The 15,619-nt window shown below is 71.4% G+C and carries 14 protein-coding genes; 7 read left to right on the top strand and 7 right to left on the bottom strand.

Annotated elements, in window-relative coordinates; translation table 11 throughout:
• Window positions 1-25 precede the first annotated feature (25 nt).
• The 4 genes from ABD331_RS25790 (at window position 26) to ABD331_RS25775 (ending at window position 4,092) form a co-directional block, all read left to right on the top strand.
• Window positions 26-904: a LysR family transcriptional regulator gene (locus ABD331_RS25790; protein ID WP_344479521.1), complete on the top strand. Its 879-nt coding sequence runs from the start codon at window positions 26-28 to the stop codon at window positions 902-904.
• Window positions 905-935: 31 nt separating this feature from the next.
• Entirely contained in the window at window positions 936-1,136 is a 201-nt protein-coding gene (locus ABD331_RS25785; protein ID WP_187414748.1) for an EF-hand domain-containing protein, read from the top strand.
• Between the two features lie 64 nt (window positions 1,137-1,200).
• Entirely contained in the window at window positions 1,201-2,382 is a 1,182-nt protein-coding gene (locus ABD331_RS25780; RefSeq protein ID WP_344479518.1) for a PucR-like N-terminal domain-containing protein, read from the top strand.
• Window positions 2,383-2,430: 48 nt separating this feature from the next.
• Window positions 2,431-4,092, top strand: a complete 1,662-nt coding sequence (locus ABD331_RS25775; protein ID WP_344479515.1) for an alpha-amylase family protein — start codon at window positions 2,431-2,433, stop codon at window positions 4,090-4,092.
• Here the strand turns inward: ABD331_RS25775 and ABD331_RS25770 are convergent.
• Window positions 4,079-4,684: a TetR/AcrR family transcriptional regulator gene (locus ABD331_RS25770; protein WP_344479513.1), complete on the bottom strand. Its 606-nt coding sequence runs from the start codon at window positions 4,682-4,684 to the stop codon at window positions 4,079-4,081. The two genes, ABD331_RS25775 and ABD331_RS25770, sit on opposite strands and share 14 nt — an antisense overlap.
• Before the next feature lie 63 nt (window positions 4,685-4,747).
• Here ABD331_RS25770 and ABD331_RS25765 point away from each other — a divergent pair, with 63 nt between their 5' ends.
• Together ABD331_RS25765 and ABD331_RS25760 are read left to right on the top strand one after the other, a co-directional pair.
• Window positions 4,748-5,515, top strand: a complete 768-nt coding sequence (locus ABD331_RS25765; RefSeq protein WP_344479510.1) for an alpha/beta fold hydrolase — start codon at window positions 4,748-4,750, stop codon at window positions 5,513-5,515.
• Window positions 5,516-5,539: 24 nt separating this feature from the next.
• Window positions 5,540-7,291, top strand: coding sequence for a bifunctional metallophosphatase/5'-nucleotidase (locus ABD331_RS25760; RefSeq protein WP_344479507.1), 1,752 nt, complete (start codon window positions 5,540-5,542; stop codon window positions 7,289-7,291).
• Here ABD331_RS25760 and ABD331_RS25755 read toward each other — a convergent pair.
• The 4 genes from ABD331_RS25755 to ABD331_RS25740 form a co-directional block, all read right to left on the bottom strand.
• Window positions 7,288-8,028: a cytochrome d ubiquinol oxidase subunit II gene (locus tag ABD331_RS25755; protein WP_344479504.1), complete on the bottom strand. Its 741-nt coding sequence runs from the start codon at window positions 8,026-8,028 to the stop codon at window positions 7,288-7,290. The genes ABD331_RS25760 and ABD331_RS25755 overlap by 4 nt on opposite strands.
• 12 nt (window positions 8,029-8,040) lie before the next feature.
• Window positions 8,041-9,291 (bottom strand): cytochrome ubiquinol oxidase subunit I, encoded by a 1,251-nt coding sequence (locus ABD331_RS25750; protein ID WP_344479501.1) that lies wholly within the window; start codon window positions 9,289-9,291, stop codon window positions 8,041-8,043.
• Between the two features lie 138 nt (window positions 9,292-9,429).
• On the bottom strand, window positions 9,430-10,098 hold the full coding sequence (locus tag ABD331_RS25745) for a response regulator (RefSeq protein WP_344479499.1): 669 nt from the start codon (window positions 10,096-10,098) through the stop codon (window positions 9,430-9,432).
• A complete protein-coding gene (locus ABD331_RS25740; RefSeq protein ID WP_344479496.1) occupies window positions 10,095-11,225 on the bottom strand; it encodes a sensor histidine kinase in 1,131 nt (376 codons plus the stop codon). The genes ABD331_RS25745 and ABD331_RS25740 overlap by 4 nt, the downstream gene beginning before the upstream one ends.
• 38 nt (window positions 11,226-11,263) lie before the next feature.
• Between ABD331_RS25740 and ABD331_RS25735 the strand changes: the two genes are divergently transcribed.
• Window positions 11,264-11,485, top strand: coding sequence for a hypothetical protein (locus ABD331_RS25735; protein ID WP_344479493.1), 222 nt, complete (start codon window positions 11,264-11,266; stop codon window positions 11,483-11,485).
• A gap of 18 nt (window positions 11,486-11,503) precedes the next feature.
• Here ABD331_RS25735 and ABD331_RS25730 read toward each other — a convergent pair whose 3' ends face one another.
• Together ABD331_RS25730 and ABD331_RS25725 are read right to left on the bottom strand one after the other, a co-directional pair.
• Window positions 11,504-12,406 (bottom strand): fatty acid desaturase family protein, encoded by a 903-nt coding sequence (locus ABD331_RS25730; protein ID WP_344479490.1) that lies wholly within the window; start codon window positions 12,404-12,406, stop codon window positions 11,504-11,506.
• Window positions 12,407-12,764: 358 nt separating this feature from the next.
• Window positions 12,765-15,608 (bottom strand): AfsR/SARP family transcriptional regulator, encoded by a 2,844-nt coding sequence (locus tag ABD331_RS25725; protein WP_344479487.1) that lies wholly within the window; start codon window positions 15,606-15,608, stop codon window positions 12,765-12,767.
• Window positions 15,609-15,619: the final 11 nt, after the last annotated feature.

Raw genomic sequence — 15,619 nt, 5'->3', positions numbered from 1 at the left:
AGACCTTTTGCTATAACCAGTGGCTATGGACGTGCATCTGCGTGATCTGCGGTACTTCGTGGCGGTCGGCGAGGAGCTGAACGTGACGCGGGCCGCCGAGCGGCTGTTCGTGTCGCAGCCCGCGCTGTCCAAGCAGCTCGGGGCGCTGGAGCGGCAGCTCGGCTTCAAGCTGTTCGACCGGGTGCCCAGCGGGGTGGTGCTCACGCGGCAGGGCGCGGTGCTGCTGCCGGTCGCCCGCGAGCTGATCGAGCGCTGGAACGCGGGGGCGGAGCAGGCGCGGGCGGCGGCGCCCACGGGCACGCTGGTGATCGGCCTGCAGACGGCGGTGGGCCGGGGGTTGCAGCAGGAGGCGCTGCGCCGCTTCCGCGCGGCGATGCCGGGGTGGGAGGTGTCGTTGCGGCTGGTGGGCTGGGACGATCCCAGCGGCGGGCTGGCCGACGGCTCCTCCGACGTGGCGTTCATCTGGCTGCCCGTGCCGCCGGGGCTGCGCACGCACGTGCTGGCGACCGAGGGGCGCGGGGTCGCCATGCCCGCCGACCATCCGCTGGCGGAGCTGGCGGAGATCCCGTTCGAGGCGCTGCGCGGGGAGCCGTTCATCGCGCTGCCGAGGGCGGCGGGGCCGCTGCGGGACTTCTGGCTCGGGCTCGACGCGCGTGACGACGAGCCGGTGGTCGGGGTGACGGCCAACACGCCGGAGGAGGTGTTCGAGGCGGTGATCAGCGGGCTCGGGGTGGTGCTGGTGGCCGAGGGGAACGCCGCGCTCTACAAGCGGCCGGGGATGACGTACCGGCCGGTTACAGGGCTGCCTCCCGGGGAACTGGCCATTGCCTGGCGCGAAGGGGACGCGAGTGCGCAAGTCCTCGCATTCATCGACGCGCTGCGACAGGTGACCACTAAGGTCTGACCCGAGATCGAGACGTAGAAAGGTGCCCCCCATGAGCGAGTTCGCCACCACCTTCGACCTGATCGACGCCGACAAGGACGGCCGGATCTCCGCCGTCGAGCTGGTCCGGCTGATGGAGGTGCTCGGCCAGCCCGTCACGCTGGAGGCCGCCCAGGAGGGGGTGCTCAAGCTGGACAAGGACGGCGACGGCCTGATCGATCTGGCGGAGTTCAGCGCGTTCCTCCAGAAATGACAAAAAACAAGCGTTTGCTACACAATCTTCTGTTGCCTGGGTCACAATGGCGACAGGAGGGACGATGGCGATCAAGAGTGACATCAGCGAAAGCCGTACACCCGCGGACATCGTGAAAACGCTCAGGTCGGGCATCGGGCCGGTCTCCGAGGAGGTCATCGAGGAGATCCAGGCCCGCATCCCCGAGTACGCCCGGCCATCGGACGAGATCTACATCAAGGTCGTGCGCATGGCGGTCGAGCAGGCCATCGAAGGCTTCCTCGACCGCATCGAGAGCCCGGACGCCCCGTGGGACCCCGAGCCGTTCCGCATGATCGGCAAGGGGGAGGCGGCGGAGGGCCGCAACCTGGAGCCGCTGCAGGCCGCGATGCGGCTCGGGGCGCGGGTCGGCTGGCGGCGGCTGACCGAGATCGCCGGCCCGCTCGGCCTGTCGCCCCGCTCCCTGTGCGAGCTGGGCGAGGCCGTCTTCGTCCACCTCGACCGGCTCGCCGACGCCGCCGCCGAGGGCTACGACCAGGCCAGGGCGCACGAGGCGGGCGAGATGGAGCGCCGCCGCGCCCGCCTGCTCGACCTGCTGCTCAGCCAGCCGCCCGCCAGCCCGGACGCCATCGCCGACCTGGCCAAGGCCGCCGCCTGGCGGCTGCCCAGGACGGTGGCCTGCGTGGCGCTCGACGACCAGCACGGCGCCTGCCGGGTGCCGCCGCTGCCGCCCGACGTGCTCGCCGGGCCAGGCCGGCCTCTGCCGTGCCTGCTGGTGCCCGACCCGGCGGGGCCGGGCCAGGGCCAGATGCTGGAGCACGCCCTGCGCGGGCAGCGCGCCGCCATCGGGCCCGCCGTGCCCCTGGACGCCGCCGCGACCTCGCTGCGGTGGGCGGGTGAGGCGCTCGACCTGTCCCGGCGCGGGGTGCTGCCCCGTGGGCTGCTGCGGTGCGAGGACCACCTGGCCACGCTGGTGGTGTTCAAGGACGAGGAACTGGTCAGCGCGCTGGCCGAGGTGCGGCTCGCCCCCCTGGCGCACCTGCGTCCCACGCAGCAGGACCGGCTGGCGGAGACGCTCCTGGCCTGGCTGCGGCACGGGCGCGGGGCCGGCGAGGTGGCGGCCAAGCTGCACGTGCACCCGCAGACCGTGCGGTACCGGCTGCGGCAGCTCGAAGAGCTGTACGGCGACCAGCTCGCCGACCCCGACATCCGGTTCGAGCTGGAGATCGCGCTGCGGGCCAGACAGGCGGCCATGTCCGACCGCTAGCCACGGCGACCCTGTCATGAGGAGCGCCGCCTGGGGTAGCGGGAACGGATGCGACTGACGTACACCTCCGACGTCTGGTGGAAGAACGCCGTTGTGTACTGCCTTGACGTGGAGACGTTCAAGGACGGGAACGGCGACGGCGTGGGCGACTTCCGAGGCCTGACGCAGCAGATCGACTACCTGGCGGGGCTCGGCGTGACCTGTCTCTGGCTCATGCCGTTCTTCCCGACCCCCAACAAGGACGACGGCTACGACATCACCGACTTCTACTCCATCGACCCGCGCCTGGGCACGCTGGGCGACTTCGTGGAGTTCATGCGGACCGCGCACGACAGGGGCCTGCGAGTGATCGCCGACCTCGTCGTCAACCACACCTCGGACCAGCACCCGTGGTTCAAGCAGGCGCGGTCCGGCAGGGACTCGCCGCGCCGCGACTGGTACGTCTGGTCCGACAAGCCCGAGCCCGACAACCCCGAGCAGATCGTCTTCCCCGACAAGGAGGACAGCGTCTGGGAGTACGACGAGGGTTCGAGCCAGTACTACCTGCACAGCTTCTACCGGCACCAGCCGGACCTGAACGTGGGCAACCCCGAGGTCAGGGACGAGATCACGCGGATTCTCGGGTTCTGGATGGAGCTGGGGCTGTCCGGGTTCAGGGTGGACGCGGTGCCGTTCCTCATCGAGAACGTCAACCCCAGGCTGGCCGAACCGCACGAGTTCCTGGCGGATCTGCGGGCCTTCATGACGCGGCGCAAGGGCGGGTCGATCCTGCTCGGCGAGGTGAACGTGCCGTACAAGGACTTAATCGCCTACTTCGGTGACGGGCTGGGCGACCAGATCACCATGTGCTTCGACTTCATCGGCATGCAGAAGGCCTGGCTGTCGCTGGCGCGCAACGACGCCACGCCCCTGGTCGAAGCGCTGCGCGAGCGTCCGAAACCGCCCAAGGACTGCCAGTGGGCGATGTTCCTCCGCAACCACGACGAGCTGACCCTCGACAAGCTGACGGAACAGGAGCGGGAGGAGGTCTTCCGCGCGTTCGGCCCGGAGAAGGAGATGCAGATCTTCGGGCGCGGGCTGCGCCGCCGCCTGCCGACGATGCTCGGCGGCGACCTGCGGCGCATCAAGATGGCCTACAGCCTGCTGTTCTCGCTGCCCGGCACGCCCGTGATCTTCTATGGCGAGGAGATCGGGATGGGGGAGAACCTGGAGGAGGAGGGCCGGATGGCGGTCCGCGTCCCGATGCAGTGGTCAGAGGACGGCGGGTTCAGCCAGGCCGAGCCGGTCCGCGAGATCCCCGAGGGCTCCTTCGCCCCCGACCGGGTGAACGTGGCCGACCAGAAGCGCGACACCGCGTCGCTGCTGCGCTGGTTCCAGCTCCTCATCGAGCGCTACCGGGAGTGCCCTGAGCTGGCGTGGGGCGAGTACACCGTGCTCGACACCGGGCATCCGGCGGTCTTCGCGCACCGCTGCGACGCCGACGGGGCCACGGTCGTGGTCGCGCACAACCTGTGCGACACGGCGCAGGACGTGGAGCTGCGGCTGGACGGGCTGGAGCGGCACCTGCTCACGGACCTGCTGGTGGACGGGACGCTGAAGGTGTCGGAGCAGGGCGTGGTGCGGCTGCCGATGGACCCGCACGGCTGCCGCTGGCTGCGCGCCTCGCCGCCGGAGATTCCCCCGGAGGACGCCTCCGTCAAGGCACTGTGACAGCCTCCACCTGGGGATAGGCGGACATCGCGAGGGTGGCGATGGCGAGCAGGTCCTCGTAGGAGGCGCCGTCGCGTGACTGCGTGGACATGCCCTGGATCGTCGCGGCGTAGAACGCGGCCAGCCCGGCCGTGTCCGTCGCGGCGGGCAGCCGCCCGGCCGCCACGTCGCCGTCGATACGCGCCTTGATCGCGGTCTTGGCCTCCTCCCTGAACCCGCGCAGCAGCGCCTCCACCTCGGCCGACTCGGGGCCGCAGTTCACGGCCGCCGTGATGATCAGGCAGCCGCCCGGATGCTCGCGGCTGGCGTACTCGGCCGCCGCCTCCCGCAGCACCCGCTCGATCGCGCCCCGCCCGGTGGGCTCCTCGGCCAGCGCGCGGGTGGTGAAGGCGCCGTAGGTCTCCTGGTAGCGCCGGACGGCCTCCTCGAACAGCCGCCGCTTGTCGCCGAAGGCCGCGTACAGGCTGGGTGGCCTGATGCCCATCGCGGCGGTCAGCTCCGCGATGGAGGTGGCCTCGTAGCCGTGCCGCCAGAACGTGAGCAGCGCGGTCTCCAGCGCCGCCTCCCTGTCGAACCCCCGTTGCCTGGCCATGCGCCCATTCTATAGCGATCGCTATGCTATCTTTCTGTAGCGATCACTACGGAAAGGTCTGCCATGCCCACGGTCATCCACGACGGCGGCGACGTCCACTACGCGAAGGCGGGCGCCGGCCCCGGCCTCGTGATGGTGCACGGCACCGGCGGCGACGCCGTCACCAACTACGCCCACCTCGTCCCCGGCCTCGCCGACGTGCGCACGGTCATCACCCCCGACTACGCCGGCAGCGGCCGGACCTTCGACCCGGGCGGCGACCTCACGCTCGACCTGCTCGCCGGGCAGGTGGCCGCCGCGTTCGAGGAGCCGTCCGACCTGGTCGGGTTCTCGCTGGGCGCCGTCGTGGCCGCCAAGGTCGCCGCCGAGCGCCCCGAGCTGGTCAGGCGGCTGGTGCTGATCGCCGGCTGGACGCACCTGGCCGACTCGCGGCTGGAGCTGGGCCTGCGTACGTGGGCGCGGCTGGCCGCCACCGACCCCGAGAGCTTCGCCGCGTACGGGCCGCTCGTCGGGTTCAGCCCGGAGTTCGTCGGCTCGGTGGGCGCGCAGACCCTGATGGCGGGCGAGCCGCCGCCCGGCACCCTGCGCCAGATCGAGCTGGACCTGCGGGTGGACATCAGGGACCTGCTGCCCACGATCACCGCCCCCACCCTGGTCATCGGCAACACCCGCGACTACCTGGTCCCGGTCGCGCACGCCCGCGCGCTGCACGCCGCCATCCCCGGCAGTCAGTACGCCGAGCTGGACAGCGGCCACGTCGTCCTGCACGAGCGCCCCCAGGAAGTCACCACACTGATCCGAGATTTCATTACTCGTGTAATCAATGAGTGATTTGTCCCGATTAACCTTCGCGCCATGCAGACCAAGAAGCTCGCCCTCGCCGGGGCCGCCGCGACCTGCGCGCTGGCCCTGGTGGCACTCCCCGCGCAGGCCGCGCCGGCGAAAAGCGTCACGGTCACGGTCATGGGCACCTCCGACCTCCACGGCAACACCCTCAACTGGGACTACTTCAAGGACGCCGCCTACTCCGACAGCCAGGGCAACCACGTCGGCCTGGCCAAGGTGTCCTCGCTGGTCAACCAGATCAGGGCCGAGCGCGGAGCTGAGCGCACGCTGCTGTTCGACTCGGGGGACACGATCCAGGGCACGCCGCTGGCGTACTACTACGCCAAGGTCGAGCCGATCACCGAGACCGGCGAGATCCACCCGATGGCCCAGGCCATGAACGCCATCGGGTACGACGCCGTGACGCTGGGCAACCACGAGTTCAACTACGGTCTGCCGCTGCTGGCCACCTGGATCGACCAGATGAAGGCCCCCGTGCTCGGCGCGAACGCGGTGCACGACAGGTCGGGGCTGCCGGCGTACAAGCCGTTCGTGATCAAGAGCATGAAGGTCAAGGGCGACAAGCCGGTCAAGGTCGGCGTGCTCGGCCTGACCAACCCGGGCGTGGCCATCTGGGACAAGGCCAACGTCGAGGGCGAGCTGCGCTTCACCGACCTGGTCGAGTCGGCGAAGAAGTGGGTGCCGATCATCCGGGGCCTCGGCGCGGACGTGGTCGTCGTGACCGCGCACGCGGGCGACAACGGCATGTCGTCCTACGGCGGCGACCTGCCGGTCGAGAACGCCTCGGCGATGGTGGCCGAGCAGGTGCCCGGCATCGACGCGGTGCTGTTCGGGCACGCGCACAACGAGGTCGCCCAGCGGTTCGTGACCAACAAGGTCACCGGAAAGCAGGTGCTGCTGACCGAGCCCGGCAAGTGGGGCCAGCGCCTGTCGCGGCTGGACTTCCAGCTCACCAAGCAGCGCGGCAAGTGGGTGGTCACCGGCAAGTCGTCCGCCACGATCAACACGAACACGGTCCCCGAGGACCCGAAGATCGTGACGCTGCTGAAGCCGCAGCACGACACCACGGTCGGCTACGTCAACACGGTCGTGGCCAAGTCGGCGCAGCAGCTCTCCGCCGCCGAGTCGCCGTACAGGGACACGCCGATCCTCGACTACATCCAGCACGTGCAGATCGAGACGGTCAAGCGGGCGCTGCCGGACAACACGCTGCCGGTGCTGTCGATCGCCGCGCCGTTCAGCCGCAGCGCCGTCTTCCCCGCCGGTGACATCCGGGTCAGGGACGTGGCCGGCCTGTACGTCTACGACAACACGCTGATGGCGGTCAAGCTGACCGGGGCGCAGCTCAGGGACTACCTGGAGTACTCCGCCAAGTACTTCAACCAGCTCGCGCCCGGCGACCCGGTGGACGTCACCAAGCTGACCAACGCGAACAACACCCCCGACTACAACTACGACCAGCTCGCCGGCGTCTCCTACGACCTCGACGTGGCCAAGCCCGCAGGGCAGCGCGTCGCGAACCTCACCTACGAGGGCGCGCCGATCCCGGCCGGCAAGGAGTTCCTGGTCGCGATCAACAACTACCGCCAGTCGGGCGGCGGCGGCTTCCCGCACGTCACCACCGCCCCCGTGCTCTACAACGCGCAGGTGGAGATCCGGCAGGCGCTGATCGAGTACGCCACCGCCCAGGGCACCATCGACCCGGCCGGCTTCGCCGCCGCCAACTGGAAGCTGACCCGCGACGGGGCGCCGCTCTTCTAGAGATAGGACGGGCCGCTCACCCGGTGCCTGAACGTCCACCACACCCACGCCTGGGCCGCCACCAGGAACGGGATCAGCGTCAGGACGACCGGCACCAGCAGCGGCCCCGACGTGCCGGGCTCCAGCGGCAGCCGGAGCCCGGCCAGCACCCCCACGGCCACCAGCACCGCCGAGGTCAGCGCGTACGTGCGGCCCTCGCCGGCCCCGCCCGCGAGCACCGCCGCCCGCGCCCGCAGCGTGCCGCGCAGCCGCAGCGCCGCGAACGCCAGCCCGTGCGTGCCGAACACCACGGCGAGCACCAGCGCGGGCAGCAGCGCCACCGGCCCCTCGATGCCGAGCAGCACGTGCGCCAGCAGCGCGCCCCAGCTCAGCGCCAGCCCCCAGCTCCCGGCCACGATCGCGCCGTCCCAGCAGGCCCGCCAGCGCGCCCCCGGCAGCCGCCCGCGCAGCCACAGCCCCATGTCGCGCACCACCCAGGCCAGCAGCAGCGTCACCACCACGCTGTGGTTGCCGTGCAGCAGCTCGCCTTCCAGCGCAGGGAACAGCCCCGCCAGCACGCCCGCCGTGGCCACCAGCCACACCTCGTTGCCGAGGAAGAACGGCGCGATCGCGGCGATCACCTCGCGCCGCTCGCCCGCCGTCCTGCCCAGGTACGGCAGCGCCATCCCGACCCCGATGTCGGCGCCGGCCAGCACCAGGTAACCGATCGCGAAGAAGGCCAGAACGAAGATCTCCATGACGTGCGTCCCCTAGAACGAAGGAGCAGGAACGGGGGTGTCGACCGGCCGGTCGCCCAGCGCCACCGCGCCGGGCCCGCGCCGCGCCTGCCTGGCCAGCAGCCAGTAGTTGACCGTGATCAGGATCGTGAACACCGTGACGAACGCGGCCAGCGAGAAGACCATCTGACCCTCGGTCACCGGCGACATGGCGTCGGACGTCCGCAGCAGCCCGTACACGGCCCAGGGCTGGCGGCCCATCTCGCGGAAGACCCAGCCGGCCAGCACGGTGAAGAACGGGACCGGGATCATCAGCGTCAGCAGCCGGTGCCAGACCCGGAACCCGCGCACGACGGGCCTGATGAGCATGAGCAGGAAGCTCGGCACCGCCACGAACAGCATGAGCGCGAACAGCGTCATCATCGCGATGCCGCTCGTCTGCACCGCCTCCACCGGCGGCAGGTAGTCGCCCGGCCCGAACCTGGCCACCATTCCGGCCTGCGCGGCGGCCAGCCGCTCCGGGTCGTTCACCCAGGCGGCGACCTTCGTGGGTTGCATGGTCTCGAACCCGAGCCCGCCGAACGTCGCCGTGACCAGCAGGGCGGGCAGCGCCACGCCGATCCCGATCCGCAGCGACTTGCGGAACAGGTCCTGCTCGGCGGTGCGCCTGCGCAGGTGGTACGCGCTCACCCCGGCCATGAAGAAGCCGCCCACGATCATCGCGCCGGACAGCACGTGCCCGAACGCCACCTGGGCCGCCGGGTTGGCCACCATCGCGCCGAAGTCCGTCAGCCGCAGCCGGCCGCCGTCCACGACGTGCCCGACCGGGTTCTGCAGGAAGCCGTTGGCCACCATGATCCAGAACGCCGACGCGTACGCGGTCAGCGTCACCACCCAGATGAGCGCCAGGTGCGCCCACCGGTTCAGCCTGTCCCAGCCGAAGATCCACAATCCCAGGAACGTGGACTCCACGAAGAACGCCACCAGCGTCTCGATGGCCAGCGCCGACCCGAACACGTCGCCCGCGTACGCGGTCAGCCCGCTCCACGACAGCCCGAGCTGGAACTCCATCACCAGCCCGGTGACGATGCCCATCGCGTAGTTGATGATGTAGAGCTGGCCCCAGAACCGCGTCATCCGCAGGTGCACGGGATCGCCGCCGAAGGTGGCGCGGGTCTGCACGACCGCGACCAGCGTCGCCAGCCCGAGCGTCAGCGCCACGAACAGGAAGTGCGCGCCCGCCGTGAGCGCGAACTGCAGGCGGGCGAGGTCCACGATGTCCATACCGCAGACCCTCCCGGTACGGCTGCGCCCGCCGCGTCATGCCGGGGCGTGCTCTCGCCTTACCTCCCCGGTCGCACGAGTTCCGCCGACGTACGACTCAGGGAGTAAGGCGACTCAGGGAGTAAGGCGACTCAGGGCTCAGGGCGTGAGCCAGCCCGGCGTGATCATGCCGGCCTCGTACGCGATGACCACGAGCTGCGCCCTGTCACGCACCCGCAGCTTGGTCATGATCCGGCTGACGTGCGTCTTGGCCGTGGCGGGACTGAGCACGAGGCGGGCCGCGATCTCGTCGTTCGACAGGCCGCCCGCCACCAGCGCCATGACCTCCCGCTCCCGCTCGGTGAGCGCGTTCAGCTCGGGGCCCGGCTCGGGACGCTTGACCCGGCCGGCGAACTCGGCGATCAGCCGCCGCGTGATCGACGGCGCGATCAGCGCGTCGCCCCTGGCCACGACCCTGACGGCGTGGATCAGCTCGGCCGGCTCGGTGTCCTTGACCAGGAAGCCGCCCGCGCCCGCGCGCAGCGCCCCGTAGACGTAGTCGTCGAGGTCGAACGTGGTCAGGATGATCACCTTGACGCCGTCCAGCGCAGGGTCGCCCGCGATGCGACGGGTGGCCTCCAGGCCGTCCAGCTCGGGCATGCGGATGTCCATGAGCACCACGTCGGGGCGGTGCTCGCGGGCTCCGTCGATCGCCTGCGCGCCGTTGCCGGCCTCGGCCACCACCTCGATGTCGTCCTCGTCGCTGAGTATGGACCGGAACCCGGCGCGGACCAGGGTCTGGTCGTCGGCGAGCAGTACGCGGATCATCGGGCCCCGTTCGTCGGCTGGCTCAGTGGCAGGCGGGCGGTGACGCGGAAGCCGCCCCCGGGGCGGGCGCCGGTCTCCAGGGCGCCGCCGAGCGCGGTCGCGCGCTCGCGCATGCCCTGGATTCCGAAGCCGCTGCCTCCGTCGTAGGTGGCGCCTGGCCCGTCATCCTCCACGGTGATGATGATATTTCCGGACGCGCTGGTGATCGTTAGCGTGGCCTGTTCCGTGCCCGAGTGGCGGGAGACGTTCGTCAGCGCCTCCCTGACGATGCGGGCGGCGGCCAGGTCGACCTCGGTCGGCAGGTCGTCGAGCGGGCCCGACAGCTCCGTGCGTACCTTCAGCCCGGACGCCGCGACCAGCGCGTCCACCCGGGCCAGGCTGTCGGCGGGCGCGACCGGCGCGTCCTCGTCCACCTGGCGCAGGACGCCCAGCGTGGTCCGCAGCTCGCGCAGCGTCTCCTTGCTGGTCTCCTTGATCGTCCGCAGCGCCGCCTCGGCGTCCTCCGGCCGCTTCCTGATCCCGTGCAGCGCCGCGGACGCCTGCACGTTGATCATGGAGATGTTGTGCCCGAGCACGTCGTGCAGCTCCCTCGCGATCCGCAGCCGCTCCTCGCTGGCCCGCCGCCTGGCCTCCTCCTCCTTGGTCAGCAGGGCGTCCAGCGCGTGCTGGCGGGCCTCCGACAGGTAGGCGCGGCGGTTGCGGGTGACCCCGCCGAACGCGATGCACGCGACCACCCAGCCGGTGATCATCAGGAACATGCTGTCGTCCACGTGCCTGACCCCGCCGGTCTCGCCGAGCCCCATGGCCAGCAGCGCCGCCGCGCCCGTGACGATGGCCGCGACCAGATGGCCGCGATCGGCCGCCGTGTAGAGGGCGACGAAGAGCATCACGATGAGCGGCCCGTCGAGCCCCGCGTACGGGTAGTACGCCGCCACGGACACCGTCATCACGACCAGCGACGCCACCGGGTAACGCTGCCGCGTCAGCAGCGCGGCGCAGGCGATCAGCGGCAGCACGATGTCCAGGACGTTGAGCCGACCGGCGTTGCGGAAGGCGAAGAACGAGCCGGCCAGCACGGCGGCGATGGTGACCAGCGACACGATCGTGCTGGGTGACGGCCTGCGCATGCCCTCATTCTCTACGCTCTTCTGGGTAGAGCCGTTGAATGAGCACTAAGGACGAACTTCAGCAGGTCGAAGAGGACCTGACCCGGTTGCGGACCGAGAACCAGGAGGTGCGCGACCAGATCAGGGACATGGGCGCGACCGACCAGGTGGAGATCTCGGCGATGATCAGTCAGGCGGACGAGCAGGTCGAGCTGATCGCCGAGCTCGAACGCCGCCGCGACCGGCTGATCGAGCGGCTGGAGGAGGAGGGCGCCCGGTAAGGGCGCCCATGGATGAGGTCAGCGGAGCGGGGCGCCGACCTCATGCAGGTGCCGCAGGGCCTGCCCGTACGACTCGACGAGGCCGGTCTGGAGATAGTCGACGCCGATCTCCGCGCAGTAGCGCTCCACGATGGGCTGCGCCTTGCGCAGGTTCGGGGCCGGCATGTTGGGGAACAGGTGGTGCTCGATCTGGTAGTTGAGCTGGCCGAGCGCCACGTCGGTGAACAGGTTGCCGCGCACGTTGCGGGAGGTCAGCACCTGCTTGCGGAGGAAGTCCAGCTTGTCCTCCTTGGTGAGCACCGGCATGCCCTTGTGGTTGGGCGCGAACGTGGAGCCGAGATAGACCCCGAACAGCCCCTGGTGCACGACCAGGAACAGCAGCGCCTTGCCGAACGGCAGCACGGCGAAGACCGCGCCGAAGTAGACCACGACGTGCGTGATGAGGAGCGTCAGCTCAATGGCGGGCCGCTTGGCCGTCCCCTGGAACAGCGCCTTGAAGCTGGCGATGTGCAGGTGCCAGGCCTCCAGCGTGAGCAGCGGAAAGAACCAGAAAGCCTGATATTTCGCTATAAAACGGGGCAAGCCAGCGCTCCGCCTCGCCTGCTCCTGCGACCAGACGATCACCGCAGGTGAGACGTCCGGGTCGTGGTCCTCGTGGTTGGGGTTGGCGTGGTGCTTGTTGTGCTTGGTCGTCCACCAGCCCCAGCCGAGGCCGACGCCCAGATTGCCGATGATCAGGCCCGCGATGTCGCTCGGGCGGCGCGTCCTGAAGACCTGCCGGTGCCCGAGATCGTGGGCGAGAAAGCCCAGCTGCGCGAAGATCACGGCCAGCGCAGCCGCGACGAGGAGTTGCCACCAGGAGTCGCCTACCCAGACGAACAGAGCCCAGCCGCCGGCGTACACGGCGGCCATGATGCTCATCCGGATGGCGTAATAAAAGGGACGCCGGTCGAGGAGACCGGCGTCCGCTATGCGATGGGCTAGTCGGGCGAAGTCACTGCCTCGAGTGTCGATGGTGCCAGGACTGGCCACTGCTCTCCTTACCTCGCGGTGCAAGTTGCCCTAACCTTGGCGCATCCGCCGCCAAACCGGAAGCGCGGAGCCCGGCCGTGTGATCCACCTCAAGCCGCCCTCCACCGCCGTGGCCCCGACGCCGTGGCCGCGACCTGGGGTGTCGAGGGCCGGTGCGGCCGGGAGCGATCCAACGGAATCACCCGGGGCGCCAGCCCCGATCGGCGCGTCTCCTCACGCGGGCGCCGGCCCCGATCGGCGCGTCTCCTCACCCGGACTCCAGCCATCCCAGCGCGTACTTCTCGGGATCGGTCAGCGTCGCGCCCCGCTCCAGCGCCGCCTGGCAGACGTCCGCGCCCAGCGCCCGCACACACCTGCCCACCAGCCCGTTGACGTGCGGATCCGCCGACTCCCTGATGCCACGCAACGCCCGCGCGGCCCCCAGCAGCTCGGTGGCGGGCAGCGGAGCCAGATGCTCGGCCACCCCCTCCAGCACGGCCGCCCGCACGGTCCTGTCGGAACACCCCGCCATCAGCTCCAGCGCCCGCCGCAACGGCACCACCGGCGCCCCGCTCACCCGGGCGAGCTCCACCCGCAGCAACGCCCCGAACTGCGCAGTCGTCTCGACCCCGAGAGCCATGGCCCGCTCCAGCAGCCGCGCGGCCTCACCCGGATCGCCACCGCGCCGCGCCAGCTCGGCCCTGCCGTGCAGCACCCGGGCGATCATGTCCTGGTCCTCGGAACGCTCGGCGGCGGCCCAAGCCCGATCCAGCGCCCGCGCGGCCCCCTCCCGATCACCGGCCCGCCCCTTGAGCTGCCCCAGCCGCAGCAGGAACGTCATCGGCCCCAGCGGCGTCTCCAGCCCGGACAGCTCCGTCGCCAGCCGCTCCGGCTCCTCGCCGAGCGCCACCGCCGCGGCGAAGTCCCCCCGGTTCTCCGCCACCAGCGACAGCCAGTACAGCGACGCCCACTGCCCCCACCGGTCGCCGGTCTCGCGGAACCCGGCCAGCGCCGGCTCCAGCAGGTCCTCCGCGCCCGCCACCGCGCCGTACTCGAACCGCGTGACACCCGCCGCCAGCAGCGCCGCCGACCGCGTCCACACGTCGGGGTGGTCGCGCAGCCGCGCCGCCGCCCGCTCAGCCAGCTCCACCGCCTCGGCGGGCGTCGTCAAACCGCTGCCCAGCATGTACGCGTTCAGCGCCGCCGGATGGTCAGACTCGCGCACCACCCGGCTCACCCCGCCCCCGGTGAGCGCCACGCAGAGCCCGTGCGCCAGCTCCCGCCCAGGCGGCGCCACCGCGCCCACCCTGGCCAGCACCGCCGCCGCCTGCTCGGTCATCTCGCGCCACCGGCCGCGCACGATCCACGACAGGAAGCGCGGCAGGATGAGCCTGAGCGGGTCGTCGCCGCGCCGCAGCGCCGCGTCCAGGTTGTCCCGCTCGGCGTCCAGCACCGCCAGCCAGGCGAGCTGCGCCCCGGTCCGCAGGTGCGGCTCCGCCTTCTCGGCCAGCTCCGTGTAGTAGCGGGCATGATCGTGGCGCAGCTCCGGCAGGTCGGCGGCGGCGTACTGCCTGATGGTCTCCAGCATCGTGTAACGGTCGCCGGACATGGCGATCAGCGACTTGTCCACCAGCGAGGAGAGCAGGTCGGGATCGCCGCCGCAGACCCGCGAGACGGCCTCGTACGTGGCGCCGCCCGAGAACACCGTGAGGCCGCGCAGCAGCTCCCGCTCGCGCTCCGACAGCAGGTTCCAGCTCCAGTCGATGACCGCGCGCAACGTGCGGTGCCGCGGCTCCGACGTACGGCCGCCGCGGAACGTCAGCCGGTCGCCGAGCTGCTCGACCAGCACCGGCATCGGCATCGTGCGCAGGCGCGCGGCGGCCAGCTCGATCGCCAGCGGGATGCCGTCCAGCTCGCGGCAGATCCGCTCCGCCTCCGCCCGCGTCACCACCAGGTCGGGCCTGGCCGCCGCGGCGCGGTCGGTGAACAGCTCGGCGGCGGGGCCCGCCGGCAGCGGCAGCACCTGGTGCAGGCGCTCGCCGGGGATGTCCAGCGGCTCCCTGCTGGTGGCCAGCACGCGCAGGCCCGCCACCTCGGACAGCAGCCACCGCGCCACCCGCGCCGCCTCCTCGATCAGGTGCTCGCAGTTGTCCAGCACGATCAGCGGCGCGGTGCCGCGCAACGCCGCCACCAGGTCCGTCGCCTTCAGCACGCCCTCCACGGCCGCCCGGACGCTCGCGGCCGAGGCCAGCTCCACCAGCCACACCCCGTCGCGCACGGCCAGCCCGGCGGCCACCTCCAGCGCCAGGCGCGTCTTGCCCGCGCCGCCCGGGCCGACCAGCGTGACCAGCCTCGACCCGGCCAGGGATCCGCGGACCCGCTCGATGTCCTCGTGGCGGCCCACGAAGCTCGTGAGCTGGGCGGGCAGGTTGCTCCTGGGCTTCCGCGGCTCCCGCAGCGCCTCCAGGTGGGCCTGCCGCAGCTCAGGGCCCGGGTCGGCGCCCAGCTCGGTCGCGAGGGCCGTCCTGATCCGCTCGAAGAGCGCCAGCGCCTCCCCGCGCCTGCCCTGCGCCGCCAGGGCGCGCACGAGCAGCGCGTGGAACGGCTCGCGCAACGGATACGCGACGACCAGCCCCTCCAGCTCGGCCACCACCCCGGCGGCGTCGCGGTCGAGGTCGGCGGTGAGGCGGGTGGCCAGGGCCGTGAGCCGCAGCTCTTCGAGCCGCGCCGCAGGACCCGCCGCGAACGGCAGGCCGGCCGCGTCCGCCAGTGCGGGCCCGCGCCACAACGCCAGCGCCGCACGTACGTCACCCTCGCGCACCAGCCGCTCGAACGCCCACGCGTCCACCTCACCGGGCGGCACGTCGAGCAGGTAACCGGCGGGATGCGAGGAGATCAGCCCCGGCGCCTCCCTGCGCGCCCTCGACACGAGCGACTGCAGCGCCGCCATCGGATGCGCGGGCGAGTCGCCGGGCCACAGGTCGTCGATCAGGCGGTCGGCGGTCACCACCCGCCCGGGGTCGAGCGCCAGCCGCACCAGCAGCGCACGCACCCGGGCGCCGCCGATCTCGCCGCCCGCCACCCGCAGCGGCCCCAGAATCCCGACCCGCATCCACCCTCCAC

Origin of the sequence: Nonomuraea monospora, from assembly GCF_039531895.1 — a bacterium.
Lineage (GTDB): Bacteria > Actinomycetota > Actinomycetes > Streptosporangiales > Streptosporangiaceae > Nonomuraea > Nonomuraea monospora.
This window is presented reverse-complemented; position numbering and strand designations above follow the sequence as displayed.